The sequence below is a fragment of the Epibacterium sp. HA2-3 genome (genome assembly GCF_055693725.2).
Window position 1 is genome coordinate 766,852 of the sequence record NZ_CM172490.1, and the last position, 26,272, is coordinate 793,123.

General features: G+C 60.4%; 23 protein-coding genes. 11 read left to right on the top strand and 12 right to left on the bottom strand.

Annotation, left to right across the window (positions count from 1 at the left end; genetic code table 11):
• Positions 1–51: 51 nt before the first annotated feature.
• The 4 genes from lpxC to ACZ1HH_RS03615 all read left to right on the top strand — a co-directional run bounded on the left by lpxC (position 52) and on the right by ACZ1HH_RS03615 (position 5,704).
• Positions 52–999, top strand: coding sequence for a UDP-3-O-acyl-N-acetylglucosamine deacetylase (lpxC, locus tag ACZ1HH_RS03600; protein WP_472635889.1), 948 nt, complete (start codon positions 52–54; stop codon positions 997–999).
• Between the two features lie 346 nt (positions 1,000–1,345).
• The gene (locus ACZ1HH_RS03605) at positions 1,346–2,197 is read left to right on the top strand and encodes an outer membrane protein assembly factor BamD (protein WP_011538036.1); all 852 of its coding nucleotides are present in this window, start codon (positions 1,346–1,348) and stop codon (positions 2,195–2,197) included.
• A gap of 76 nt (positions 2,198–2,273) precedes the next feature.
• The gene (gene recN / locus ACZ1HH_RS03610; RefSeq protein WP_487320383.1) at positions 2,274–3,923 is read left to right on the top strand and encodes a DNA repair protein RecN; all 1,650 of its coding nucleotides are present in this window, start codon (positions 2,274–2,276) and stop codon (positions 3,921–3,923) included.
• A gap of 86 nt (positions 3,924–4,009) precedes the next feature.
• Complete coding sequence (locus ACZ1HH_RS03615; protein WP_168610377.1) at positions 4,010–5,704, top strand: chloride channel protein; 1,695 nt, start codon at positions 4,010–4,012, stop codon at positions 5,702–5,704.
• Between the two features lie 118 nt (positions 5,705–5,822).
• Here ACZ1HH_RS03615 and ACZ1HH_RS03620 read toward each other — a convergent pair whose 3' ends face one another.
• Together ACZ1HH_RS03620 and ACZ1HH_RS03625 are read right to left on the bottom strand one after the other, a co-directional pair.
• A complete protein-coding gene (locus ACZ1HH_RS03620; protein WP_472635891.1) occupies positions 5,823–6,515 on the bottom strand; it encodes an EI24 domain-containing protein in 693 nt (230 codons plus the stop codon).
• Positions 6,512–7,090, bottom strand: a complete 579-nt coding sequence (locus ACZ1HH_RS03625; RefSeq protein ID WP_472635892.1) for a nitroreductase family protein — start codon at positions 7,088–7,090, stop codon at positions 6,512–6,514. The genes ACZ1HH_RS03620 and ACZ1HH_RS03625 overlap by 4 nt, the downstream gene beginning before the upstream one ends.
• Before the next feature lie 267 nt (positions 7,091–7,357).
• On the opposite strand from ACZ1HH_RS03625, the gene ACZ1HH_RS03630 reads away from it, so the two are divergent.
• On the top strand, positions 7,358–7,636 hold the full coding sequence (locus ACZ1HH_RS03630; protein WP_472635893.1) for a DUF167 domain-containing protein: 279 nt from the start codon (positions 7,358–7,360) through the stop codon (positions 7,634–7,636).
• Positions 7,637–7,743: 107 nt separating this feature from the next.
• Here the strand turns inward: ACZ1HH_RS03630 and ACZ1HH_RS03635 are convergent, their stop codons facing one another.
• Positions 7,744–7,986, bottom strand: a complete 243-nt coding sequence (locus ACZ1HH_RS03635) for a hypothetical protein (RefSeq protein ID WP_168610383.1) — start codon at positions 7,984–7,986, stop codon at positions 7,744–7,746.
• 128 nt (positions 7,987–8,114) lie between these two features.
• Here ACZ1HH_RS03635 and ACZ1HH_RS03640 point away from each other — a divergent pair, with 128 nt between their 5' ends.
• From ACZ1HH_RS03640 to ACZ1HH_RS03650, 3 genes are all read left to right on the top strand, one after another.
• Entirely contained in the window at positions 8,115–8,774 is a 660-nt protein-coding gene (locus tag ACZ1HH_RS03640) for a M48 family metalloprotease (protein ID WP_168610375.1), read from the top strand.
• Positions 8,775–8,784: 10 nt separating this feature from the next.
• Positions 8,785–9,165 carry a YigZ family protein gene (locus tag ACZ1HH_RS03645; protein ID WP_011538044.1) on the top strand — a complete coding sequence of 127 codons (381 nt, stop codon included), beginning with the start codon at positions 8,785–8,787 and terminating at the stop codon, positions 9,163–9,165.
• A 95-nt stretch (positions 9,166–9,260) separates the two neighbouring features.
• Positions 9,261–9,536, top strand: a complete 276-nt coding sequence (locus ACZ1HH_RS03650) for a DUF6455 family protein (protein WP_472635894.1) — start codon at positions 9,261–9,263, stop codon at positions 9,534–9,536.
• A gap of 75 nt (positions 9,537–9,611) precedes the next feature.
• Here ACZ1HH_RS03650 and gatB read toward each other — a convergent pair whose 3' ends face one another.
• Positions 9,612–11,120, bottom strand: a complete 1,509-nt coding sequence (gatB, locus tag ACZ1HH_RS03655; protein ID WP_011538046.1) for an Asp-tRNA(Asn)/Glu-tRNA(Gln) amidotransferase subunit GatB — start codon at positions 11,118–11,120, stop codon at positions 9,612–9,614.
• Between the two features lie 158 nt (positions 11,121–11,278).
• Complete coding sequence (locus tag ACZ1HH_RS03660; protein WP_487320384.1) at positions 11,279–12,013, bottom strand: substrate-binding periplasmic protein; 735 nt, start codon at positions 12,011–12,013, stop codon at positions 11,279–11,281.
• 254 nt (positions 12,014–12,267) lie between these two features.
• Between ACZ1HH_RS03660 and ACZ1HH_RS03665 the strand changes: the two genes are divergently transcribed.
• Positions 12,268–14,628: a Tex family protein gene (locus tag ACZ1HH_RS03665; RefSeq protein ID WP_472635897.1), complete on the top strand. Its 2,361-nt coding sequence runs from the start codon at positions 12,268–12,270 to the stop codon at positions 14,626–14,628.
• 122 nt (positions 14,629–14,750) lie between these two features.
• Here ACZ1HH_RS03665 and ACZ1HH_RS03670 read toward each other — a convergent pair whose 3' ends face one another.
• From ACZ1HH_RS03670 to pepN, 3 genes are all read right to left on the bottom strand, one after another.
• A complete protein-coding gene (locus ACZ1HH_RS03670) occupies positions 14,751–16,097 on the bottom strand; it encodes a hypothetical protein (RefSeq protein WP_487320385.1) in 1,347 nt (448 codons plus the stop codon).
• 185 nt (positions 16,098–16,282) lie between these two features.
• The gene (locus tag ACZ1HH_RS03675; protein ID WP_472635900.1) at positions 16,283–16,738 is read right to left on the bottom strand and encodes a hypothetical protein; all 456 of its coding nucleotides are present in this window, start codon (positions 16,736–16,738) and stop codon (positions 16,283–16,285) included.
• Positions 16,728–19,292 carry an aminopeptidase N gene (gene pepN / locus ACZ1HH_RS03680; RefSeq protein ID WP_472635901.1) on the bottom strand — a complete coding sequence of 855 codons (2,565 nt, stop codon included), beginning with the start codon at positions 19,290–19,292 and terminating at the stop codon, positions 16,728–16,730. The genes ACZ1HH_RS03675 and pepN overlap by 11 nt, the downstream gene beginning before the upstream one ends.
• A 122-nt stretch (positions 19,293–19,414) precedes the next feature.
• On the opposite strand from pepN, the gene ACZ1HH_RS03685 reads away from it, so the two are divergent.
• Entirely contained in the window at positions 19,415–19,621 is a 207-nt protein-coding gene (locus ACZ1HH_RS03685; protein WP_472635902.1) for a hypothetical protein, read from the top strand.
• Positions 19,622–19,724: 103 nt separating this feature from the next.
• Here ACZ1HH_RS03685 and ACZ1HH_RS03690 read toward each other — a convergent pair whose 3' ends face one another.
• Both ACZ1HH_RS03690 and ACZ1HH_RS03695 read right to left on the bottom strand, forming a co-directional pair.
• Entirely contained in the window at positions 19,725–21,158 is a 1,434-nt protein-coding gene (locus ACZ1HH_RS03690; protein WP_011538052.1) for an NAD(P)(+) transhydrogenase (Re/Si-specific) subunit beta, read from the bottom strand.
• A 13-nt stretch (positions 21,159–21,171) separates the two neighbouring features.
• Positions 21,172–22,746 carry a Re/Si-specific NAD(P)(+) transhydrogenase subunit alpha gene (locus tag ACZ1HH_RS03695; protein ID WP_011538053.1) on the bottom strand — a complete coding sequence of 525 codons (1,575 nt, stop codon included), beginning with the start codon at positions 22,744–22,746 and terminating at the stop codon, positions 21,172–21,174.
• 37 nt (positions 22,747–22,783) lie between these two features.
• Between ACZ1HH_RS03695 and ACZ1HH_RS03700 the strand changes: the two genes are divergently transcribed.
• Positions 22,784–23,068 carry a hypothetical protein gene (locus ACZ1HH_RS03700; RefSeq protein WP_472635903.1) on the top strand — a complete coding sequence of 95 codons (285 nt, stop codon included), beginning with the start codon at positions 22,784–22,786 and terminating at the stop codon, positions 23,066–23,068.
• Between the two features lie 15 nt (positions 23,069–23,083).
• On the opposite strand, the gene ACZ1HH_RS03705 is transcribed toward ACZ1HH_RS03700, so the two are convergent.
• Both ACZ1HH_RS03705 and ACZ1HH_RS03710 read right to left on the bottom strand, forming a co-directional pair.
• On the bottom strand, positions 23,084–23,875 hold the full coding sequence (locus tag ACZ1HH_RS03705) for a gamma-glutamyl-gamma-aminobutyrate hydrolase family protein (RefSeq protein ID WP_416368084.1): 792 nt from the start codon (positions 23,873–23,875) through the stop codon (positions 23,084–23,086).
• Positions 23,876–24,018: 143 nt separating this feature from the next.
• Positions 24,019–26,148 carry a malate synthase G gene (locus tag ACZ1HH_RS03710; protein WP_472635904.1) on the bottom strand — a complete coding sequence of 710 codons (2,130 nt, stop codon included), beginning with the start codon at positions 26,146–26,148 and terminating at the stop codon, positions 24,019–24,021.
• Positions 26,149–26,272 lie beyond the last annotated feature (124 nt).

Consider the following 26,272-nt stretch of genomic DNA (forward strand, 5'->3'; position numbering starts at 1 on the left):
AGGAGCGCTTAGGTGTACCGGCGAGACGGTCCCTCAGGGCCGAAGCTATCCATGAGGCACATTGTGCAGAATACGCTCAAAGCAGCAGTCACCTTTGAAGGCACCGGCCTGCATTCTGGCAAACCGGCCAAGATGGTTGTGCATCCGGCTCCGGCTGGTCACGGCATCACCTTCGTGCGTGTGGACATTGCTCTGGGCAATACCCTCATTCCGGCACGCTGGGATATGGTGGAGCGCACCGCTCTCTGCACCCGCCTTGTAAACGGGGCCGGGGTATCCGTGTCGACGGTCGAGCACATCATGGCCGCGCTTGCAGGCTGTGGCGTTCACAATGCACGCGTGGAGATCGACGGGCCCGAAGTTCCGATCATGGACGGCTCCTCGGCAGAGTTTGTGCGTGAGATCATGGCCACGGGTATTCAGCGACTTGGCGTCCCCGTGCGCGCCTGGAAAGTGCTGAAGCCGGTGATGGTGGAAACCGAGGATGCGCGCGCGACTCTGCTGCCCTGCGATCGCCTGAAGATCTCCTTTGATATCGACTTTGCGGAAGAAGGTATTGGCCATCAGAGCCGTGAGCTGGATCTGCGCAACGGTACCTTCGCGCGCGAACTTTGTGACAGCCGCACCTTCTGCCGCCGCGCAGATGTCGAGATGATGCAGGCCAACGGCCTTGCGCTTGGTGGTGTGCCGGGCGAAAACGCGGTCGTGTTTGATGGCCCCACCGTGCATGCAGGGTCCGGCCTTCGCCATCCTGATGAGCCTGTGCGTCACAAGATGCTGGATGCGCTTGGTGATCTTGCATTGGCGGGCGCGCCGATCTTTGGTCACTATGTTGGTGAACGGGCAGGGCACTCGCTCACCAATACGCTTCTTCGTGCGCTTTTTGACACCCCTGGCGCAGTGCGCGAAGTCACCTGCGACCCGATCATGACCGCGCGCCTGCCTGGTCAGGGGCTCGTCTGGTCCGAAATCCCCGCGCAGGTGCGCCGCGTCGCCTGATCCGCGCGGGCCTCATTTAGCGCGCCGCGAAACGGTCGAGTGCTCTTGGAAACGGTCGATGACATCGGCCGTTTTTTGCATTTCCGCTGCATCCTGAGCCGTCCCGTTGCAGGGCAGCTACCAGAAGTTTGGGGCACCTGAACAAGTATGCAGACTTGACCCTCGGCCGCTTTCTCTGCCAATTGAACATCAACGGTGCGAAAGGCGTTTTGCACATCATATGAATGTGCTAGACCGTGGCGACGCCGTCGCCCACACGAGGGGTCGAACGGCCTCGCCCGCGCCAAGACGCAGGCGAAAGGACGCGGTCGCAAGGCTGTAAACGAGACGGTGAAGTGAGGCAGGAATGATCGGCATCAGGGCAGCAGCCAAAGGGATCGGAGTGGTCGCGCTGATGGCGACACTTGCCGCATGCGGCGGCGCGGATGGGGATGCGCAGCGGTCGTCTTTGGATCTTGAAGGGTTCTCGCCCGCCCAGATTTACGAGCGCGGCGAATTCGAACTGGCCCGCAGTCGTGAAAAAGATGCGGCCTATTTCTTTTCCGAGGTCGAGCGGCTCTATCCCTATTCCGAATGGGCCAAGCAGTCCCTGATCATGCAGGCCTTCACCTACCATCAGGCCGAAGACTACGAGAACAGCCGTTCCGCCGCGCAGCGCTATATTGACTTTTATCCGACAGATGCTGATGCCGCCTATGCGCAGTATCTTCTCGCCCTGAGCTACTATGACCAGATTGACGAAGTCGGGCGTGATCAGGGGCTGACCTTCCAGGCTCTGCAAGCGCTGCGGACCGTAATCGAGGTCTATCCCGAGAGCGAATATGCCAGCTCTGCCATCCTCAAGTTTGATCTCGCCTTTGACCACCTTGCGGGCAAAGAAATGGAAATCGGTCGCTATTATCTGAAACGCCAGCACTATTCGGCCGCGATCAACCGCTTCCGTGTGGTGGTGGAAGATTTCCAGACAACGTCCCACACGGCAGAGGCGCTCTATCGCCTGATCGAGGCGTATCTGTCGCTTGGTCTCACGGATGAGGCGCAGTCTGCTGGCGCGATCCTCGGTCATAACTTCCAGTCGACTGATTGGTACGAGGATGGCTATCGGTTGCTGACCGCTCAGGGGTTGAAGCTCAAGGATCGCGGCAACAACTGGCTTGCCAAGATCTATCGTCAGTCGATCAAGGGCCAATGGCTCTGACGCACAACAGGACAGCGCATTTGACTCCGGGCGGCGGACTGCGCCGCGCGGATGGCGCTCAACACGGGGCATCTAGATGCTGCGCGCGCTTGATATTCGCGACCTTCTGATCATCGACCATCTGGAGCTGTCGTTCCAGCCGGGTCTGAACGTGCTGACCGGGGAAACCGGCGCCGGTAAATCCATCCTTCTTGACTCCCTGGGCTTTGTGCTGGGCTGGCGCGGGCGGGCCGCGCTGGTGCGGCAAGGGGCGGATCAGGGCGAGGTCGTGGCCGAGTTCGATCTGCCGGAAGGGCACGCGGCGCGTGCGGTGCTCGAGGAAGCAGGGCTGCCGGTCTCTGACACATTGCTGCTGCGACGCGTGAACACGTCAGATGGGCGTAAGACCGCCTGGGTGAATGATCGACGCTGCTCTGGCGAAGTTCTGCGGGCGCTCTCGGATACATTGCTGGAGCTGCATGGTCAGCATGACGATCGGGGTCTGCTGAACCCGCGTGGCCACCGGGCGATGCTGGATGACTTTGCCAATGTTCAGGCGCAGCTTGACGAGGTGCGCGCTGCCTGGGGGGCCGCGGCCCGCGCCCGCAAGCAAGTGGAAGAGACCCGCGCCGCTCTGGAGAGCGTGCGTGCAGAAGAAGAGTTCCTGCGCCATTCAGTGTCGGAGCTCGACAAACTCAGCCCCGAACCCGGCGAAGACGAAAGCCTCGACATCCGACGGCGCCAGATGCAGGCCGCCTCGCGCATCCGCGGCGATATTGCCCGCGCGCACGGGCTGCTATCGGAAGGCGCCGAAGGCGCGATGGGCGAGGCACAGCGCTGGCTTGAGGCGGTTTCCGGAGACGCAGGCGAGGCGCTTGATGCCCCGCTGGCCGCACTGAGCCGCGCGATGATCGAACTTGGCGAAGCGCAGGATGGCGTCGAGCGCTTTCTGGAAGGATTGGATTTCAATCCCGGCGATTTGGAAGACTGCGAGGAGCGCCTCTTTGCCATTCGCGCATTGGCGCGCAAACATGATGTGCAGCCGGACGATCTGGCCGATCACGCGGATGTCCTGCGCGAGAAACTGCAGGCGCTGGATGCCGGGGATCAGAACCTCGCGGACCAGGAAGATGCCCTTCGCGCAGCAGAGGCGGCGTATACGGCGGCTGCCGAACGCCTATCGGCCAAACGGCGGGACGGTGCCGCAACGCTTGACGCAGCCGTGATGGCAGAACTGGCGCCGCTCAAGATGGAGCGCGCAGTGTTTGAAACCAAGATCACAGAGGCCGAGCCCGGCCCGGATGGCGTGGATGCGGTCGCGTTCACTGTTGCCACCAATCCAGGCGCGCCCGCGGGTCCGCTCAACAAGATCGCTTCGGGTGGTGAGTTGAGCCGGTTTCTCTTGGCGCTCAAGGTCTGTTTGCGGGGCGAGGATGCCGCAAAGACGCTGATCTTTGACGAAATCGACCGTGGTGTTGGGGGCGCAACCGCCGATGCGGTCGGGCGCAGACTGAAGGCGCTTGCCGATGGCAGTCAGGTACTGGTCGTCACACACTCTCCTCAGGTTGCTGCGCAAGGAGCCCACCATTGGCGGGTCCAGAAATCCGTGACCGAGGGCGTGACGCTGTCGCAGGTGGTGCCACTGAATGAGGGCGAGCGCGTCGACGAGATCGCGCGCATGGTCTCTGGTGACAAGATCACACCAGAAGCCCGCGCCGCCGCCAAAGCGCTTCTGGCAGACGTCTAAGGCTATCGGACGCCCGCAAAATTATTGTTAACTACCATGGGGTAGGTGTGGCACTGATAGGTCAGTGAACAGATCGGAGAACCTGGATGGCGCGACGGGAAAGTAGTCCCCTGTCTGAATATCTCGCCAATACCAAGGCGCGCTTGCGGGATGCCCGTCGTGTATTGGTTCACCGTGGACCAAGTCAGCTGCAATTCTGGTTGATTGCTCTGGTCATTGGGGTGCTCGCTGGCTTTGCCGCTTTGTTCTTTCGCAAAGGCATTACCGCGCTGCAAGGGGCCGTCTACGGCGCCGAGGATGTGGACTACCTGCATAGTTTCGCCGCAACGCTGCCGTGGTACGTGCTGTTGCTGGTGCCGGTATTCGGCGGGTTGATCGTCGGGATCATTCTGCACCGCTTTACGCCAGACGGGCGGGTACGATCCGTCGCCGATGTGATCGAAGGCGCGGCCCTCAGAGATGGGCGCGTTGAAATCCGCGAGGGGTTGGCCTCGGCCTGCGCGTCCTTTCTGACCCTCTCGACCGGGGGCTCTTCCGGGCGCGAGGGGCCAGTGGTCCATATCGCAGGAATGATCTCTACCTGGGTGAGCGACCGCATCCGTGCCGATGGCATAACTGGGCGGGACCTCCTGGGTTGCGCGGTTGCGGCAGCGGTTTCTGCCAGTTTTAACGCCCCGATTGCCGGCGCTCTTTTTGCCATGGAAGTGGTGCTCAGGCATTTTTCCGTAAACACCTTCGCGCCCATCGTGGTGGCCTCGGTGGCAGGCACTGTCATCAATCGGCTTGAATATGGGGATGTCACGGAATTTGTGCTCACGACGCCCGGTGCGTTGCAATTCTACGTCGAGTTGCCAGCGTTCCTGATGCTTGGTCTGATCTGTGGCGTCGTCGCGGTTGTGCTGATGCATTCAATCTTTTTGGCGGATCGGGTGGGGACGGCTGTGCAATCGGCGCTTGGCATGCCGCGCTGGTTGCGCCCGACCATAGCTGGGTTTTTGCTTGGTCTGGTCGCGATCTGGTATCCGCATATCATTGGCGTTGGATACGAGACGACCGTGCTCGCCCTGTCCGGGAGCCTGCTGCTCAGCCAGGCGATCCTGTTCACGATTGTCAAAGTGGCTGCAGTCTCCATCACCATGGGCGGGCGCATGGGGGGCGGGGTGTTTTCCCCCTCGTTGATGGTTGGGGCGCTGACCGGGCTTGCCTTTGGCCTCATTGCGACGAATTTCCTGCCGGATGTCTCGGGTACGCATACGCTCTATGCTTTTGCGGGGATGGGCGCTGTCGCCGCTGCGGTGCTGGGTGCGCCCATTTCGACCACGCTCATTGTGTTTGAACTGACAGGCGACTGGCAGATCGGCCTTGCGGTGATGGTATCGGTGTCGATGTCCACGGCGTTGGCCTCGCGGATGGTGGACCGCTCGTTCTTCCTGACCCAGCTTGAAAAACGCGACCTGCATTGCGCGGCGGGTCCGCAGGCCTACCTCTTGGGCACTCTGCGGGTGGGCAAGGTCATGCGGCCCTTGGCGGATAGTGATCCCGAGAGCGCACAGGCGCTGATCGATGAAGGCATCGCCATCAGCCCCACCTCCACGCTGGAGGCGGCGCTGCCGATTTTTGACCGGGCAGGGGTGGAGTATATCCCGGTGGTCACTGAAGAAGAGTTCTCAGAAGAGACCGGAGAGCCACTGATGACCCTGATCGGCGTGCTCCATCATGTAGACTCGCTCAAGGCATACAACAGCGCGCTCGTGGCCATTGCCGCCGAAGAGCACCGGTAGTCTCGCATTTCGGATCTCGCACGTCTGCGCTGCCTGATGGGCGCTCCGTTTGTCCCGGGATTATTCGTGCCGCATTCTTGATGGGTGCGGGGGCGTGAATGCCCCCCCACGAGATAGCTCAGCGCCCGCGCCAGAGCGCGTGAAAGATATGCGTGAAGGTTGCCGCACCAAGTATCGGGATCAGCAAGTTCACCAGTGGGATCGACAAGGGCATCGCCATCAGCACGCCCGCCGCCCAGATCGTCGCCCCATGGCGACGGCGCAGGCGCTTTGCCTCGATCAAGCCGACCCGACGGGCGGCCGCGAGGGTGAAATACTCCCGCCCCAGCAAGAACCCATTGAGCCCCCAGAAGATAAAGGGCGCGGCAGGGGGGAACATCACATAAAGCACCAAGGCCAGCACGTTGGCGGCGATCAGCACGCCGAGGAAATTCACCGTGTCTTTTACGCCCTCCCAGACCGACAGCCCCGGCACCGGCGGCAGGCCTGGATAGTGTTTGGCTTCGACGGCGGCGGCGACCTCATCAAGAAACATGGATGTGATCGCCGAAGCTACCGGTACCATCAGAAACACCGACAACAGCATCATGAAGAAGAAGGAGCCCACCGACAGCAGGTCGTTGAGCCACGTAACCTGACCAATCAGCGGCAGCGAGGTCTCAGGTCCCACAAACATCTGGATCAGGACCAAAAGCCCGACATATGCCGCGACCAGCAGAGCAAAGGTGAGCCCCACCCCAAGCAGGAGGACCCGCTGAAACCGCGGATCCCCCATCTGGCCAAGGGCTTTGCCAAAGGCGGTGAAAATCATGTCTCGACCCATGTGGTAAGCGCCGTCACATCGGGGCGCGGACGTTCCGGCGGCGCGGCGCCTTCGGTGGCAATATGGATGAGACCGGCGATACGCTCGTTCTCGGCCAGATCAAAGGCGGCTTCACAAAAGCCCCGGTCATGGCTCATCCAGCCAGAGAGCCAGTTTGCGCCCCAACCCGCAGCTAGCGCGGCATTCAACAGGGCAAGGCAGACCGCACCTGCGGAATAGGTCATCTCGATCGGCGGGATCTTTGGGCTCTCTTTCTGAATCTCGACGACGACCACAGCCAGTTGGCCCAAATCGAACTGGCTGCGCGCCTTGGAGATGTCCTCTGGCGACTTGCCAAGCCGCAGGCCGGCCTCAGCGGTCAGGTCGCCGAGCCGCTGCATGGCAGCTTTCTCGACCACGATGAACCGCCAGGGTTCCATCTTGCCATGGTCGGGCGTACGCGCGGCGGCGGTCAAGAGCGGCATCAGCTCTGCACGGGTCGGGGCGGGAGCCTGAAGCGTCTTGGCCGGGCGGGACCGGCGGGTTTGCAGAAAATCGAGAGCGGCATCATTGCGTTGCGGCATATGTAAAACCTTTTTACATCTTGTCCTGCCCTATGTCGGGCAGCTTGAGGCGGGTTTCAAGGGGAAAGCGGCCTGGCGGGACGGTCTCGCGACGCGGAGCGCGGCAAAGCTGGGCGCAGCTTGGGCAAAGGTGTAAGCAGGCATCAAAGCCGAGTCCATGGTCGCTCTTGCACAGAGGATCCCGCGTCAGAGCGCATATGGACGATCGGGTGACGGATCAGGCCGCGCACGGGGCGTTGGCGCCGGGAGATTAGAACGGGTGGAGGCATGGCAAAACCAAAGGCACGAGATTTGGCGGATCTTCGGGACCTTGCGCAACCCGGGGCGCAGATCGCTGTACGAGTGACGCCCAAGGCGGCGCAGAACGCGGTGCTGCGCAAGCGGGATGAGATCAAGGTGCTGGTCACGACGGTCCCGGAAGGGGGCAAGGCAAATGCTGATGTGGTCGCACTTCTGTCCCGCGCACTCGGGGTCTCACCGTCACGACTGACACTCCTGCGTGGTGCGACAAGTCGCGACAAGGTCTTTCTTGTCACCGACCCTTGAGTTGTTCCGGCTAGGCACCGGGATAGGTCCTGTCGCGATCACCGGGAGAGGTGCGGGTTTGCCGCATCGTGGCGTAGAGGCGCTCTGCAGCTCGCCTCACCCCTTCCTCAGCGCGATTTGTCCAGAACCAGGCGATAGACCCCCTCGGGAAGGTCGAGCGCCGCAGCGAGATCTTGTAGCTGCTCTGGCGAGAGCGTGATGCGATGGGTTGAATGGGTGCGCGGATCAAACTGCTCGATCGTGACACATTCGGAAAACGCATTGATGATCACATCCTCGGTCAGATGGGGTTTTCCCTCATCGACCAGCGTGATCACCGTGGAATCAAATTCATGCTCGATTGTAAACATAAGCAAAGCTTGCCACCTGTATCCGCGCGCTGGCAAGGCGCGATTGTCGTCGCGCCTCGGGACGGTGCCTCTAGCCGTTTGCACATGTTGTGAAATCTGCGTTAGCCTGACCCCCATACAGGAGTCCCATGCGCCGTTTTTTGATTCTTTTTGTGCTGTTGGTAGCCGGCTGTACCGGCGTTGACCCCAACAACCCGCAATACCGTGCGTTTGTTGCGGTTGCAGAGGATGTGGAGCCCGTTGGCGAGGCGCAGTGCCGCAGCAAGGACCCCGACCGCAACTGCGATTTTCAGATCCAGCTGGATCTCAATCCCTCCGCCCCCGCAAACGCCTTTCAGACGGTCGATCGCAGTGGACGACCTGTGGTGATCTTTACACGCAGCATGCTCGATAGTTTTCGCAATCCTGACGAGATGGCGTTTGTGATGGGTCACGAGATGGCGCATCACATTCTCGAGCATCTCGACCAGCAGCGGATCAATGCGGTCAAAGGTGCGGTCTTTCTGGGCGAGTTGGTATCGCTCGAGGGAGGCACGCCCGAGCAGGTGGCCAATGCGCAATATGTCGGCGCCGTGGTTGGCTCGCGCAGCTATTCCAAAGCGTTCGAGTTGGAGGCGGATGCGCTTGGAACGCTCATCACCTATCAGGCGGGGTATCGCCCCAGCGTCGGGGTGAAGTTCTTCGAAGAGATCCCGGACCCGGGAGATGTATTCCTTGGCACCCATCCGGCCAATCCCGACCGCATCCGTATCGTGCAAAGAACGATCCGCAAATACGGTTTGAACTGAGGTTCCCCCGATGACAAAAAAGACCGAGGCCGCCGAGAAGGCGCTTACAAAGCTTGGTGTGGTGCTCACGGACCGAGGGTCAAAATATGCTGTAAGCGGTGCCCCTGTGCAAAGCCGGGAGGAGGTGGATGCGGTGCTGTCCACGCTCAAGGAAGACCGCAGCTATGCCAAGGCAACGCACAATACCTGGGCTGCCATGCTTCCGAGCGGTGGGCTCAAGGCCGATGATGGGGAAAGCGGAGCAGGCATGGTGATCCTGCGGATGATGGAGCGCGAGGCCCTCAGCAATCATGTGATTATCGTCACCCGCTGGTATGGCGGCAAGAAACTGGGCGGCGACCGCTTTCGACGGGTGCAGGACGCGGTGCGTGCCTATCTCGACGCTGGCTGAGTGCGGGGCCAAAACCTCTATTTGACCTGCATCAAGGCGCGCGCCTTCCAGATCTCATATGACCCTATGGGACCTTATGAGGAGGAACGCGCATCATGATCGATCCTGACAAGCTCAAAACCCACGCCGCCCTCTTTGACAGAATGGGCAAGGCGGTTGGGCTCGACCTTGAAGAAGAGGCCATCAGCGGCTCGCTTCAGTTTGAAGAAATTGCCGAAGCGGTTCTGCGCTGCACCCGCTGTGCGTGCCCCAAAACCTGCTCGCGCTACCTTGGGACCCTGACCCAAGAGATAGACCGCACCCCGGACTATTGCCGCAATTCCGACCTGCTTGACTATCTCAAGGAAGAACGGGGCTTGGCGGCAGAATAAGCATCACCGTCCGTCTCTGACGTGAAAAAGGCGACCTAGCGGTCGCCTCTTTTGTCTTACGTTCTGGCTGGACGCTTAGCCAAGCTTCTTGGCTACAAGCTGGTTCACCGCCTTCGGGTTGGCCTTGCCGCCGGTGGCTTTCATCACCTGACCGACGAACCAGCCCGCAAGCTTCGGGTTTTCTTTGGCCTTTTCAACCTGTGCGGGGTTGGCGGCGATGATCTCGTCCAGAGCCGCCTCAATCGCACCGGTGTCTGTGACCTGCTTCATGCCACGTTCTTCGACGATCTGGGCAGGGTCGCCGCCTTCGGTATAAACGATCTCAAACAGATCCTTGGCGATCTTGCCGGAGATGGCGTCAGAAGCGATCAGATCAATCACACCACCCAATTGCGCCGGGGAGACGGGGCTGTCGGTGATGTCTTTGTCGTCCTTCTTCAGGCGGCCAAAGAGTTCGTTGATGACCCAGTTCGCCGCCAGCTTGCCGCTGCGACCTTTTGCAACGGCGTCAAAATAATGCGCACTCTCCAGATCCGCCGTCAGCACGGACGCATCATAGTCTGTAAGGCCGAAATCTTTGATAAAACGGGCTTTCTTTTCGTCCGGCAGTTCGGGGAGCTTCGACTTGATGTCGTCTACCCAAGCCTGCTCGATCTCGAGCGGCAGAAGGTCCGGGTCGGGGAAGTAGCGATAGTCATGCGCCTCTTCCTTGGAACGCATCGAACGCGTCTCGCCCTTGTCTGGATCGTAAAGGCGGGTTTCCTGTTCGACTTCGCCACCGGCTTCGACAATGGCGATCTGGCGACGTGCTTCGACCTCGATGGCCTGCTGGATAAAGCGCATGGAGTTCATGTTCTTGATCTCGCAGCGGGTGCCGAGATGCGAGAAATCCTGCGTTTCCTGATACTTCTCGTAGGCGCCGGGGCGGCAGATGGAGACGTTCACATCCGCGCGCAGGTTGCCGTTCTGCATGTTGCCGTCACAGGTGCCAAGGTAACGCATGATCTGGCGCAGCTTGGCGATATAGGCGGCCGCTTCCTCGGGGCCACGGATGTCCGGGCGCGAGACGATTTCCATCAGGCAGACGCCGGTCCGGTTCAGGTCCACAAAGGACATGGAGGGGTCCATATCGTGGATGGATTTGCCCGCGTCCTGCTCCATGTGGATGCGCTCGATACGCACCATGCGCGCCGTGCCATCGCCAAGCTCCACCAGCACTTCGCCTTCGCCCACGATGGGGTGATAGAGCTGGGAGATCTGATAGCCCTGCGGCAGGTCGGGGTAAAAATAGTTCTTGCGGTCAAAGGCAGACCAGAGGTTGATGTCCGCCTTGAGGCCAAGACCCGTGCGGACCGCCTGTTCGACGCAGTACTCGTTGATGACGGGCAGCATGCCGGGCATGGCCGCATCCACAAATGCTACGTTGGAGTTGGGCTCCGCCCCAAACTGGGTGGAAGCGCCCGAAAACAGCTTGGCATTGGAGCTGACCTGGGCATGCACCTCCATACCGATGACCAGTTCCCAGTCATGCTTGGCGCCCGCGATTACCTTGGGCTTTGGGAGTTCATATGTCAGGTCGAGCATGGTTTTCCGCCGTATCCGAATGTCCTTGTTTGCCATGCGTTCTAGGCGCGCAGAGGCCGAGGAGCAAGGGGCAATGGCGGCGAGCGGCGTTCTTACCTTCGAAACGCGGGGCTGGCGCTCCATACGGGACGCCAGTCAGGCAAGGTTTGTCGCCACGATCAGTTCAGGTAGGCGCTGACGATGGCCTCGTAGCTGCCATCAGCTTTCATTTCTTCAAAGGCCTGCGCAAGTTTGGTGGCCACTTCGGGATCGAATTCGGCGTTTGAAGCCAGCCAAAGGCGCAGACTGCCCACCGGTGTGCCGATCACGATGGTGCTCGGGTCGAGCCCCTCTGACTTCACGGCGTGCAGGACGCGCTGACTCAGTGTGAACCAGGCATCCACGCGCCCGCCGGTCAAGAGACGTGCAGCCGTCGCGGTATCGGGGGTGGACTGCACATTGCCGAACTCCAGCTTTGCGAGCCGTTTCTCTCGTGGCGCCCCCCCAAGTGTGGCAATTCGAGAGAGCTGGCGCGCGTCCTCAAGAGAGTTCACCGCCTCGGTGGTGGTCGCGAATACTTCGTCAGCCACAATAAACTCTGCGATCCACTTGTAGACGGTTTCACGCGACTCGGTGCGCGCGGCGGTAAAAAGCAGGGCGTTCGGCGTTTTCTGCGCCATCGATTGCGCGCGCTTCCAAGGAAGATACTCAATCTCGATTGTCACGCCCGAGCGTTTCGACATCTCTTCCAAAATCTCGTGAGAGATTCCCGGCATCTCGAGGTCTGGCGCGATCGTGTAGGGCGGGAGGGCTGCGGTGTACGCTTTGATCGCCTCTGCCCGCGCGCTGTCCATGCCCGCCATTAAAAACGAGACACTCAGAGCGATGGCCAACTTTGTTGATTTTAAGATCATGAAACAGAAACCTTATATTCATTGCCGAGACGCCAATTCGGATCTCTGCAAGCAAATGATTGACCCGGCGTCACTTTGAGTAGACGGGTTTCAAATTAAGAATATGCGAATTGTGGGCTGGTTTCTGACGCAGCTTGCTCGCAACGTTTCCTGATCTCGGCTTGGCCTTGATGTTCCGGACCGCTAAGACGGTACTCCGGCCTCAGTGGTGGCGCATCATCGTGGCCGACGCCAAAGCAAAGGAGCAGCAGGTTTTGGATACGACCCTTCGAATTGCGCGGAAGATTTCCGAAGAAATCGGATCATCGGTACAGCAGGTAAACGCAGCCGTGGGGCTTTTGGACGAGGGGGCGACCGTGCCTTTTGTCGCGCGCTACCGCAAAGAGGTGACCGGGGGCCTTGATGACACGCAATTGCGGACCTTATCAGAGCGGCTGGAATACTTGCGCGAGCTGGAAAAGCGACGGGCCGCAATCCTGGAGTCGATTTCGCAGCAAGACAAGTTGACCGATGATCTGGCGGCATCGATTGCCAAGGCGGAGACCAAGGCGCAGCTCGAAGACATCTATCTCCCCTTCAAACCCAAGCGTCGCACCAAGGCGATGATCGCGCGCGAAAACGGGCTTGAGCCTCTTCTGGAGGCTATTCTCGCGGATCGCTCTGCTGATCCCGAGGTTTTGGCCGCGAACTACCTCTCCGGGGAAGTGGCAGACACAAAGACCGCTTTGAACGGTGCACGTGATATTCTCACCGAGCGTCTCACCGAGAATGCCGAGCTTTTGGGGCGGCTACGTAATTTCATGCAGTCTGAAGCCATTTTGCGATCCAAAGTGGTCGAAGGACAGGAGCAGGCGGGTGCCAAATTCTCGGATTACTTCGATCATTCCGAGGCTTGGAAAACCACCCCGTCGCATCGGGCTCTGGCGATGCTGCGCGGCTCCAACGAGGGCGTGCTGACGCTCGATATTGCCCCACCGGGCGAAGAGGGGGTCACGCGAGCCGAAGAAATGGTCGCCGCTGTTCTGGAGGTGCGAAGCTCGGCTCCGGGCGACAAGTGGCTGCGCAAAGCGGCTGGTTGGACCTGGCGGGTCAAACTGTCGCTGTCGATGATGCTGGAGCTGATGGGCGATCTGCGCAGCCGGGCGCAGGACGAGGCTATTTCGGTTTTTGCGCGCAATCTCAAGGATTTGCTCTTTGCCGCCCCAGCCGGTGCGCGGCCGACCCTCGGGCTGGACCCGGGCATTCGCACCGGCGTCAAGGCCGCAGTGGTTGATGCGACCGGGAAATTGGTGGCCACAGAGACCCTCTATCCGTTCCAGCCGAAAAACGATCTGCGTGGTGCGCAGGTCTCCATTCTGAAGCTCATCGCCGAGCACGGGGTTGAGCTGATCGCGATCGGCAATGGCACGGCCAGCCGCGAGACCGAGCGCATGGTCGCCGAAGTTCTAAAAAACCTGCCCGCAAAGGTCAAAGCGCCGACCAAGGTGGTGGTTTCTGAGGCGGGCGCCTCGGTCTATTCCGCCTCCGAACTGGCTGCGCGTGAATTCCCGGATCTTGACGTCAGCTTGCGTGGTGCGGTTTCGATTGCGCGGCGCCTTCAGGATCCGCTGGCGGAACTGGTCAAGATTGAGCCCAAGAGCATCGGGGTCGGACAATATCAGCATGACGTAGACCAGCATAAGCTTTCCAAATCGCTCGAAGCCGTGATCGAAGATGTGGTGAACGCGGTTGGTGTTGATCTCAACATGGCGTCCGCGCCGCTTTTGGCACATGTCTCGGGTCTTGGTCCCGGCCTTGCCGAAGCCATCGTGGCGCATCGCGACCTCAACGGCGCTTTCAAGACCCGCAAAGAACTCTTGAAGGTTGCGCGTCTTGGCCCCAAGGCGTTTGAGCAATGTGCAGGTTTCCTGCGTATCCAAGGCGGCAAAGAGCCTCTGGACGCCTCTGCGGTCCACCCCGAAAGCTATGATGTCGCGCGCAAGATCGTGAGCGCCTGCGGCCGCGATATTCGCGAGATCATGGGGGACGCCACGGCGCTGAAATCCCTCCGGGCTGAGCAATTCGTCTCTGGTGAGGTCGGCCTGCCCACCGTACATGACATCTTTGCGGAGCTGGAAAAACCGGGGCGTGATCCACGTCCTTCTTTCGTCACCGCAAGCTTTACCGATGGCGTGGAGGAGATCACTGATCTCAAACCCGGTATGGTTCTTGAGGGCACAGTGACCAATGTTGCGGCCTTTGGGGCCTTCGTGGACATTGGTGTGCACCAAGACGGTCTTGTGCATGTCAGCCAGCTGGCCGACAAATTCGTCAAGGACCCGCATGAGATTGTGAAAACCGGCCAGGTGGTCAAGGTCACGGTGGTCGAGGTGGACGTGCCGCGCAAACGCATCGGCCTGACCATGAAAAAGGACGGTGGCGCATCTGCGCGGGAGGATCGCGCAGGCCGTGGGCCCTCCCAGAATGCGGCGCGCGGTGGTGCCAAAGGGCGCAATCCCTCCGCACCCAAACGCCACGGCTCTGCCGCGCCCAGAGGCAAATCCGCCTCAGATACCGGCGCAACGGGCAATGGCGCATTGGGGGCCGCCTTGATGGATGCCTTCAAAAAGAAATAGCCCTCGGTTGAAACGCACCGGCTCCCCTTCTTCTAACGGAAAATGTCGCGGGGGAGGGGGCCCGGAAGGGACCACCGCGGGCAGAGCCCCCTTCTGATCGCGAGCGGTTTATCGTACGTCGCTTACCCAGCGGTCAGTTCAGGTCCATCCGCGGTAAAGACGACCCTGTATCCGGCTTCGATATCGTCGCGAAAGGACTCTGCGATTGCGCGCAGCGCGTCCATCCGGCCACGCTCGGCAAACTGTCGCAACGACCTGACCTGGGCGTCATTGTCAAAACCCGCCGCCGCATGCGCCCAGACCATCGGGTGCAATTCGCGCAGATGCTCACGGATGAGCCAATGCGCGGCCTGTGCGATCTGTTGGCGCACCGCTGCGGCGTCGGCTGCGGTCTCGGGCTGAGGTTTCAGCGCGATGCTGCAATAGGCCGACAGGAGATTGATCCGCTCCTGATTGGCGGCGCGGGCCACGATGTCCGCCATCCCATCGAGGAAATAGGGCACATCGACCTCGAGACAGGCCGCATCGGATTGCGCCACCGCATCAAAATAGACCCAAGCATAGCCGGCGGCGCCCCACTGCGCTTGAACCAGTGCTGCAACGCGTCGCGCTTCGAGTTCCAGCGCGCGCAGCCCCTCTGCGCCTTGCTCTGCCAAATGGGTGCCCAATGCGCGCAGGTGGCGCGGGTTGCCGGGATCGAGCCGGATCAGGTCAAAGTAGTCATCTGCGATTTGTCTGCATCCGGCCGAAGCCTCCACACTGTAAAGGGCGCAGCGTGCGGCGGCCACGAAGGGCCGTGCGCGGGCGTCATTCGGGATTTGAGACAATAGCGTTTTGGCGCGCGCGTGATGGGCCTCGGCGCGGGCGTGCAAGGTGTCACGCTGGCGATGTGACTTGCGTTTGGAGATCCGTCGAAACGCCCAGGCAATATCCAGATGAGCAAGCGCGACAACCGTCGTCATCACCGGGGTGCGCGCGCATTCAAGGCGGGTGCGTTCCAGCGCCATGATCCCATCGAGTGTCACCCGCTCAGTGAGGCTAAGACCCTCACTCAACGCATGCTCAACCGCATTGATAATATCTGCGCGCGCCCCGTAGGCGATCAGATCCGCAATGGGGGTCCCCCCGGGCGTCGCGCGCCGCGCCGTATCAGCGGCGAGGATCTCGGCCTCGATCCTTTCCCAATCTTCCTGCCGGGCGAGGAACTGCCCTTCGGCAATCGCGCGGTCACAGGCTTCGTCCTCGGCGTTGGTTACCGGCGTTGGAATGGTCAGCACATCCTCAAGACTGAGCGGTTCTGATGACAGCGTTTCCGGCGCGCCACGGGTCTTTTTCAGCGCCTCGGGCCAGCTGCGCAGGGCTCTGGGCAGGATTTCCCCCGCGCGCGTGATCGGCAGCGGCATGCGCGCAGACACGAGGCGCATGAGGTGTTTCAAACCGTCTTTTGCCGGAGGCGCAGAGAATGGCATCAGGTGGGTCCCGTTGTAGCAGTCTTTTCGTGGGAGCCACTGTCGGAAAAATTTGGGGCGCAAACATGGCAGCCGCGCGGTGTTCACCGGATCAATTTCGGCACCGCGACAGCAGATGGCGGCAAAAGCGCGGCATTATGTTTGCAGGGCAAAAAATGCCGGCAAGAAGCGCGGATTGGAACCGCTCAGAGAACAGTAAAATGCTGTATTTTTAAGGCAACTTGCCGCTGTTGAAGTGCGGCTTCCAGGACTGACGCCTTGGGGGTGACTTCGGGAGGGATCTGATGATGGGTGCCCGGGCGGGTATGGATCGTGGCCCGCACCGAAAAATCGCTCCGCGTGACCATCCGGATATGATCGATCTCGGCCAGTGAGATGTCACCAGAGCTGCGCAGGCTGCGCCAGCTCAAGTGAGTCTCGGTGATCCGGAGCCAGGCCGCATGGGGGCGCCACAGCTCCCAGAGCGAGGGCAGCAAAGGCAACGCAAGGAGCGCCAGTACCCAGCCCCGTGCTTCAAACGCGACCCAGATCAGACCGACAGCCGAAGCCCAGGCCGCGACCAAAACAATCGACCTAAGAGAGCGCGCGTCTCTTTGAAACAGGAACACGTCCTGCGGCTGGGCCTCCGGGTCAGGCGTCAAGGATACGGCTCACCATCTCGTTGGTATCCCGGCTCAGCCCCTCGGTTGCCTTGATCCGCTTGAGTTCTGCTCTGATCTTGTCCTGACGTCCGGCATCATAGCGCTTCCATGTTTGGAAGGCGCTGCACATACGCGCGGTGGTCTGCGGGTTCAGCGGGTCCAGCGCGATCAACTGATCGGCGAGCAAGCGATAGCCGCTGCCGTCGGCCTGGTGGAACCCGGCATGGTTCATTGCTAACGCCCCCATCACAGCCCGAAAACGGTTGGGGTTCTTGATCGTGAACAGCGGATGTTCGGTCAGGCTCTGGGCGATGGCAGGTGCGCGTTCGGGGCGGGCCGTGGCTACCTGAAGCCCGAACCACTTGTCCATTACCAGACGATCATCCTGCCACTGCTCAAAGAAGGCCTGTGATTGGGCGTCACCCTTCTCGGCCTTGAGCAGACAAGCCAGCGCCGAGTTCTGCACGGTCATGTTGTTGGCGGTCTCAAATTGCTTGGTCGCGGCCTCGCCCCCATCAATCCGGGTCAACAGTCCAAGGATACGCCCGTTGAGCGCCCTCAGTCCGGCGCCCTTGGCATCCGGCACATAGGCGCCATCGACCAAAGTGGCTGCAAACAGGCGTGGGAGGCTGTCGGACAGGCTCTGCGCCAGTGTCTGCGCAAAGGTCTCTGCCGCGTCGTGGATTGCGTCCGGGTCGGGTGTTACGCCCTGATCTGCCAGTGCCTGTGCAATCTCGCTCTCGGTGGGAGGTGCCAGAACCAGGGCGCGAAAGGCCGGATCAAGGTGATCGTCGCGCACCAGGGACTGCAGCGCCTCGAGATAGTTCGAGTCTGGGCTTGCACCGTCAATTACCATCGCGATGCGAGAGGCTTTGGCAAGCTCACGGCCCGCTTCCCAACGGGTAAAGGGGTCGGTGTCATGTGCCAGCAAGAAAGCGCGTTCCTTGGCAGAGCTGTCGCGGGTCAGGATCACCGGAGCAGAGAAATCGCGCAAGATCGACGGGATCGGTCGCGTCTTGAAGCCTTCAAAGGAAAAGCTCTGCTCTGCCTCTGTCATTTCGAGCACGGTGGTTGGCAGCACTTCGTCGCCAGTGGGGGTCAGCAGCCCCACCGCAATCGGGATCACCTTTGGATCCTTGTGGTCCTGTCCAGGTGTGGGGGGCGTCTTCTGCCGGAAGGTGAGCGTGTAGGTGCCATCCTCAAAGCTCTCATCGACCGAAAGGCGCGGCGTGCCGGCCTGGCTGTACCAATTCTTGAATTGTGCCAGATCCCGTCCTGTGGAGTCCTCAAACACCTTGATCCAGTCCTCGATGGTGCAGGCCTGCCCATCGTGACGATTAAAGTAGAGATCGAGCGCCTTGTAATAGGCCTCATCACCAACGAGACGTTTGAGCATGCCGATCACCTCGGCGCCTTTTTCATAGACCGTTGCGGTGTAAAAATTGTTGATCTCTTGAAAGGCTTCGGGGCGTACAGGGTGGGCGAGCGGACCGTTGTCCTCGGGGAACTGGCGCGCGCGCAACTCGATCACGTCTTCGATCCGTTTCACCGGAGCAGAGCGCATGTCGGCGGTGAACTGCGCATCTCGATAGACTGTCAGACCTTCCTTGAGGCACAGTTGGAACCAGTCCCGGCAGGTGATCCGGTTGCCGGTCCAGTTGTGAAAATACTCATGGGCGATGATCGCCTCGATCCGTTCGAAATTGGCATCTGTCGAGGTTTCAGGGCTGGCCAAGACGCAGGAGGAGTTGAAAATGTTCAATCCTTTGTTTTCCATTGCGCCCATGTTGAAGTCATCGACTGCAACGATGTTGAACACGTCGAGATCGTACTCACGCCCATAGACCTCTTCGTCCCAGGTCATCGACTTCTTGAGCGCCTCCATCCCAAAGGCGCATTTGCCCTCGTCACCGGGCCGCACCCAGATATTGAGTTCCACATCCTTGCCCGAGCGCGTGGTGAAACGATCGGGATGGTTGAGCAGATCGCCCGCCACCAACGCAAAGAGATAGGCCGGTTTGGGCCAGGGATCGTGCCATTCGGCAAAGCCCTCACCGCTTTCGCCAGGGTTGCCGTTGGACAGCATAACCTTTTCGTCGCCCTCGATACGGACATTGAAGGTGCTCATGACATCGGGGCGGTCGGGATAATAGGTGATCTTGCGGAACCCTTCGGCCTCGCACTGGGTGCAATACATGCCATTCGACATATAAAGCCCCTCGAGCGCGGTATTGGCCTTTGGGTTGATCTCGACCTCTGCTTCCCATGTGAAGGGCGTGTCCGGCACCTCGCAGCTTAGGCCCGTGTCGGTGACATTGGGCGCGACCTCTGCCCCATCAATCTGTGCTGAAATCAGCTTGAGCTTCTCGCCATGCAGAAAGAACTCCCGATCTGAGACATCAGGGTTGGGTGCAAAACGGATCTTGGACAGCACCCGTGTTGCCTCGGGCGAGAGGCGAAATACCAGCTCGACGCGCTCCACCACATAGCCAAACGGGGTGTAGTCCTTCAGGTAGAAGGTCTCTGGCTGCGTGCTTGGGGCGGCGTCTTTCATGGGTACATCCTTCGCGATTTTTTGGGAACACGCGGCGGGGGGCGTGCGTTGCTACCACAAGACCTATGCAACCGAGGGCAGTGGGGCAAGCGCCCTTCGCCCTCATTTGAAAGGAGAAGCTCATGGCCGATGCCGACACACCGATGACCACTCAGCGCGAGGTTCGTCAGCGCAAACGTGGGCTCTACTGGATCATTGCGGTTCTCGCAGCGGTCCTGTTTGGGCTTGCGATTTTTGGGCTGGGGGAAGACCTCACCGGGATTGAGGGCGCTGGGGCCGAGACAAGCGCCCCCAGTAGCGTGGTGGTGGAGGGAGAAATCGGCGGTTGATTGCCCCAGCCGTTTCTTGAGTCATCGCGATAGATGCCGCGCATTCAAAAAGAAAGGGCGCCCTGATTGGGGCGCCCTTCTTGGTATTTGGGGTCTCTCTCGATCAGTCGATGAGATTTAGCAGCGTTGCGAGAGACTGTTTTGCGTCGCCGTAGAACATGCGGGTGTTTTCCTTAAAGAACAGCGGGTTCTCGATCCCGGAATACCCCGTGCCCTGACCGCGTTTGGAGACAAAGACCTGCTTTGCTTTCCAGCACTCCAGAACCGGCATGCCAGCGATGGGCGAGTTGGGGTCTTCCTGGGCGGCCGGGTTCACGATGTCGTTAGAGCCAATAACGATGGCCACATCCGTCTCCGGGAAATCATCGTTGATCTCATCCATCTCCAACACGATGTCGTAGGGCACCTTGGCCTCGGCAAGAAGCACGTTCATGTGTCCGGGCAAGCGGCCCGCCACCGGGTGGATCGCAAAGCGCACGTTCTTGCCCTTGGCGCGCAGACGGCGGGTGAGCTCGGCCACATTGGACTGCGCCTGCGCCACCGCCATGCCGTAGCCGGGGATGATGACGATGCTGTCGGCGTCTTCCAGGGCCGTGGCCACGCCATCGGCGTCGATTGCCACCTGTTCGCCCTCGACTTCCATCGCAGGACCAGCGCTGCCGCCAAAACCGCCAAGGATCACCGAGACAAACGAGCGGTTCATCGCCTTGCACATGATGTAGCTCAGGATCGCGCCAGAAGAGCCCACCAGAGCGCCGACCACGATCAACAGATCATTGCCAAGGCTAAAGCCAATCGCCGCCGCTGCCCAGCCGGAGTAGCTGTTGAGCATGGAGACCACCACCGGCATATCCGCACCGCCAATGCCCATGATCAGGTGATAGCCGATGAACAAGGCCGCCAGCGTCATCAGCACCAGCGGCAGCATGCCGCCTGCGCCCAGATACCAGAACAGGCACAGAAGCGAGATCCCCGCTGCGCCGATGTTCAGCATATGCCCACCAGGCAGCTTGGTCGCCGCCGAGGACACTTTGCCGGAGAGTTTGCCATAGGCAATCACCGAGCCCGTAAAGGTCACCGCCCCGATAAAGACGCCAAGGAAAACCTCGACCCGCAGGATGTTGATCTCCACGCTGTCTTTCTTGGCGAGGAGCGCGGCAAAGCCTTCGAGCGATTTGCGCGCGCCTTCGTCCATCGCGAGCACCCGGCCCAGTTCGATATGAGCGTTAAAGCCCACCAGTACCGCCGCCAAACCGACCAGCGCATGCATGCCTGCCACCAGTTCCGGCATCTGGGTCATCTCGACCTTCGAGGCCAGCATGTAGCCGATCACACCGCCTGCGCCGATCAGCACCAGCGACAGGAACCACAGGCCAGAGCCCGGCCCGATGAGGGTTGCAAAGACCGCCAGCGCCATGCCGACAATCCCGTACCAGACTGCACGTTTGGCGCTTTCCTGGCCCGAGAGTCCGCCCAGCGAAAGGATAAAGAGAACCGCTGCGACCACATAGGCCGCCGTCGTGAATCCAAAGTCCATGATCTCTCCTCCTTTAGGATTTCTGGAACATGGCGAGCATGCGCCGTGTCACGAGGAAGCCGCCAAAGATGTTGATCCCGGCCATAAAGACACTGAGAGCGGCCAGGAAAATCACCAACCAGGAACCAGAGCCGATCTGCATCAGGGCGCCGAGAATGATGATCGAGGAGATCGCATTTGTGACCGCCATCAGCGGCGTGTGCAGGGAGTGAGAGACGTTCCAGATCACCTGGAAGCCCACAAAGACCGAGAGCACAAAGACGATGAAATGCTGCATGAAGCTTGCAGGGGCCACCAGCCCCACCGCCAGGAGCAACGCAGCGCCGACCGCAAGCAATGTGACCTGATTTTTGGTCTGTTGTTTGAAGGCGGCGACTTCTGCGGCGCGTTTTTCCTCGGCCGTCAGCTCCTTGGGGGCTTCGGGTTTTTTTTGCGCCGCAATGGCCTGCACCTTGGGCGGCGGCGGTGGGAAGGTGATCTCGCCTGCGTGGGTCACAGTGGCCCCGCGGATGACGTCGTCCTCCATGTCATGCACCACCTGACCGTCCTTTTCCGGGGTCAAATCGGTCATCATGTGACGGATGTTGGTGGCATAGAGGCTGGAGGACTGGCTCGCCATGCGGCTTGGGAAGTCGGTGTAGCCGATGATGGTCACGCCGTTGTCGGTGACGACTTTCTCGTCCTTCACGGTGCCTTCGACGTTGCCGCCACGCTCGGCCGCAAGGTCGACGATGACCGAGCCGCGCTTCATCGCCGCGACCATATCCGCCAGCCAGAGCTTCGGCGCCTCGCGGTTGGGGATCAGCGCGGTGGTGATCACGATGTCCATTTCGGGCGCCAGTTCGCGGAATTTGGCCAGCTGGGCCTCTCGGAACTCGGGGCTCGAAACAGACGCGTAACCGCCTGTGGCCGCGCCATCCTGCTGTTCTTCCTCAAAGTCGAGGTAGACAAACTCGGCACCCATCGACTCGACCTGTTCGGCCACTTCGGGGCGCACGTCAAACGCATAGGTCACCGCGCCTAGCGAGGTGGAGGTGCCGATTGCCGCGAGGCCCGCAACGCCTGCGCCTACCACCAGCACCTTGGCCGGTGGCACCTTGCCCGCAGCGGTGATCTGGCCGGTGAAGAAGCGGTCAAAGTTGTTGCCCGCCTCGATCACTGCGCGGTAGCCCGCGATATTGGCCATGGAGCTCAGTGCGTCCATCTTTTGCGCGCGGCTGATGCGCGGCACCATTTCCATCGCGATCACGGTCGCGCCCTTGGATTTCGCGAGCTCGAGGCCCTCTTCATTGCCGCCCGGGTTGAAGAAGGAAATCAGGGTCTTGGATTTGTTGAGCCGCTTCAGCTCGGTCTCGGAGGGCGCGCGCACCTTAGCGATGATATCGGCGGCCTTCCACAGCCCGGCGGCGGTCTTGATGACCTCAACACCGGCTTCGGCGTAGGCCGCATCGGTAAAGCCCGCAGCTTCCCCGGCGCCTGCCTCAATGCAGCACTCAAACCCCAGCTTCTGAAGATCTTTTGCCGAGGCTGGCGTCATCGCAACGCGCGACTCGCCCTCGGCTATTTCTTTTGGTGTGCCTATTTTCAACAGTCATCCCCCTGTCTGCACCGATGGTTGCGAATGCTTGCGCACGTTTCGCAAACACATTAAATACACAGCGCAACAAAATTGCGCAAGCAATTTGCTGCGTTGCGGCAAGAAACTGAAATTTCGCCCACAAATGCCCGAAATCGGGCCAAGGGGCGGTCTTCGTTTCACCGCTGGCACACAGCATCAGATGTTGCAGGAAATGAAAAGCACTGGATGTGAGATTTGGCTCTTTTGCGACATTTCAACCGCCGATACCGCCAAGATTCCGGATAAGATCGACAAACTGACCGTTGTCGCGGGCGATTTGGCAGCAAAATGACGCAAAAGCCGTGGGTTAGGCCGACAGCGACAGGGCAGTGGGGCGCCGGTCTTCTGACCAGCTGTGGACCGCGCGGCCAAAGGCCTCGAAGAGGGGGCGCGACACCGGATCCTCGCCTGCACGATACTCGGGGTGCCATTGCACGGCGAGTGAAAATCCAGCCGCGTCCTTGACATAGAGGGCTTCGGGTGTGCCGTCTTCAGCTTCGCCTTCCACAACGATGCGGGCACCAGGTGTTTTGATCCCCTGTCCATGCAGCGTGTTGGTCATCACCTCTGCGGCGCCAAGAAGCTGATGGAATATGCCACCTTCGCGCAGCTTGACCGGATGGCGCAGCGCGAATTTCTCTTCGATGGTGCCATCGGGGGGCATGCGGTGGTTCATACGTCCGGGCAGGTCGCGAATTTCAGGGTAGAGCGTGCCGCCCATGGCGACGTTCACCTCTTGAAAGCCTCGGCAGATCCCAAAAAACGGCTGGCCGCGTTTCACGCATTCCCGCACCAGCGGCAGGGTGATGGCATCGCGCGCGCGGTCAAAATCTCCATGCGCTTCGGTGGGGTCTTCGCCATATTCCTGCGGGTGCACGTTCGGGCGGCCGCCGGTCAACAAGAAACCATCAAAGCTCTCGAGCAGTTCCTCGACTGAAACAAATCGCGGGTCGGTCGGGATCAACAGAGGCAGGCACCCCGCCACATTGGCGACAGCATCCGAGTTCATGGTGCCCCCGGCATGTGTCGGGTACTGGTCATTCATGAGGTAGGAATTGCCGATGATGCCGACTTTGGGGCGCACGTTTGATCTCCACATCGTTTGGTTCAGGGCCTGTTGCCCTATCACATTAATGTGGCTTGTCTTTTGCGCAAGCCCGAGGCGAGGCGCATTGGCCTGTTCACCTATGCACAGACCTCATGTCTCAGCCCCTTCGGGCTGAGACATTGTATCAAGGGCTGTTAGCCCTGAGCCTTCAGTTCCAGACGGCGGGCATGCAGCACCGGCTCCGTATAGCCGGAGGGCTGAATGCGGCCCTTGAACACCAGATCGCAGGCGGCCTGAAAGGCGATGCCGTCGAACCCGGGAGCCATCGGGCGATAAGAAGGATCGGCAGCGTTTTGGCCATCCACAACGGCGGCCATTTTCTGCATCGCGGCCATAACTTGCTGTTCGGAGACAACGCCATGATGCAGCCAGTTCGCCAAGGCCTGACTGGAGATCCGGCAGGTCGCCCGGTCTTCCATCAGCCCCACATCATTGATGTCTGGCACTTTGGAGCAGCCCACACCCTGATCTACCCAGCGCACCACATATCCGAGAATGCCTTGAGCGTTGTTCTCGATTTCGCGCGTAATGGCCTCGTCCGAGAGGTTCTGGCCTGCCATTACCGGGATCGTGAGCAGATCATCCAATGTGCCCCGCGCGCCCTCGGCCTTGAGCTCGTTCTGGCGGCTCAGGACATCCACCTTGTGATAATGGGTGGCATGCAGGGTCGCAGCGGTCGGCGAGGGCACCCAGGCGCAGGTTGCGCCGGATTTCGGGTGGCCGATCTTTGCGTCCAGCATCTCGCCCATACGGTCAGGCATCGCCCACATGCCCTTGCCGATCTGGGCACGCCCCTGCAGACCACAGGCCAGCCCGATATCGACGTTGCGATCCTCATAAGAGGCAATCCACGCGGTCGACTTCATCTCGCCCTTGGGCAGCATTGCGCCCGCTTCCATCGAGGTGTGGATCTCATCTCCGGTGCGATCGAGGAACCCGGTGTTGATGAAGGCCACCCGCGATTTTGCGGCACGGATGCATTCCTTGAGGTTGGCCGAGGTGCGGCGTTCCTCGTCCATGATGCCGATCTTGACCGTGTTGCGCGGCAGGCCCAGTGCGTCTTCGACGTGATCAAATATTTTTACCGCAAAGGCGACCTCTTCGGGACCGTGCATCTTAGGTTTCACCACATAGACCGACCCATGCAGCGAGTTGCCGCCTTCGGATTTGAGGTCATGCATGGCCACCATGACGGTGATCATCGCATCCATCAGGCCTTCGCCCGCCTCGCGGCCCGCAGTGTCCAGGATGGCCGGGTTTGTCATCAGGTGGCCGACATTGCGCACCAACAGGAGAGAACGCCCCTTGAGCGTCGAAGCCTCGCCGGTGGGGGTGGTGTAGGACAGGTCGTCATTCAATACACGGGTAAAGGTCTTGCCGCCCTTGCTGACCTCTTCGGCGAGGTCGCGTTTCATCAGGCCGAGCCAGTTGGCATAGGCGCTAACCTTGTCGTCGGCATCCACACAGGCGACCGAATCCTCGCAGTCCATGATGGTCGAGAGCGCCGATTCAAGCGTGATGTCGTTGATGTTGGCGGCATCGCCTTTGCCGATGTTGCCGCTTGCGTCGATCTCGAGGATCGCGTGCAGGCCGTTGTTTTTCAGCAGGATGCGGCGCGGACTGGTCGCGTCGCCAGCGTAGCCTGCAAACTGGGTTGCGTCCTTGAGTGCGGGCGCGAGGGCGCCATCCTGCACCTGAAGCGCTGCCACATCGGACCAGGAGCCCGCCGCAAGCGGGAAAGTCTCATCGAGGAATTGACGTCCCCATGCGATCACCCTTGCCCCACGCTCCGCATCGTAACCCGAACCGCTCGGAAGATCGCCCATGGCATCGGTGCCATAGAGCGCGTCATAGAGACTGCCCCAGCGGGCGTTCGCTGCATTGAGCGCAAAGCGGGCGTTGGTGATCGGAACCACCAGCTGCGGCCCAGGCACATGCGCGATCTCGGGGTCAACATTCTGGGTTTCCACCTCAAAATCCGGTCCCTCCGGCATCAAATAGCCAATCTCGGTCAAAAAGTCCTTGTAGGCTGCGGCATCATGCGGCTGGCCACGGTGTTCCAGATGCCAGGCGTCGATCTTTCCCTGAATGTCTGCACGTTTGGCAAGAAGGGCGCGGTTTTCATCGCCCATACCCTCGACCAGCCCCGCAAGCCCGGCCCAGAAGGCCTCCTTGCTGACGCCGGTGCCCGGCAGCGCCTGATCCTCGACAAAAGCCACCAGTTCGGAGGCGACCTGAAGTCCATTGCGTTCAATCCGGCTCATTGTTCTCTCCTTCTGATGGTGCACGATTGCATGCAATTAGATAGGCGATAAGTTTCCGATCGGCAACAAATCGTGCTCTCTGGAAATGCAAACGCATCTGTTTGTTTTTCAAGAAAGTGCTGTA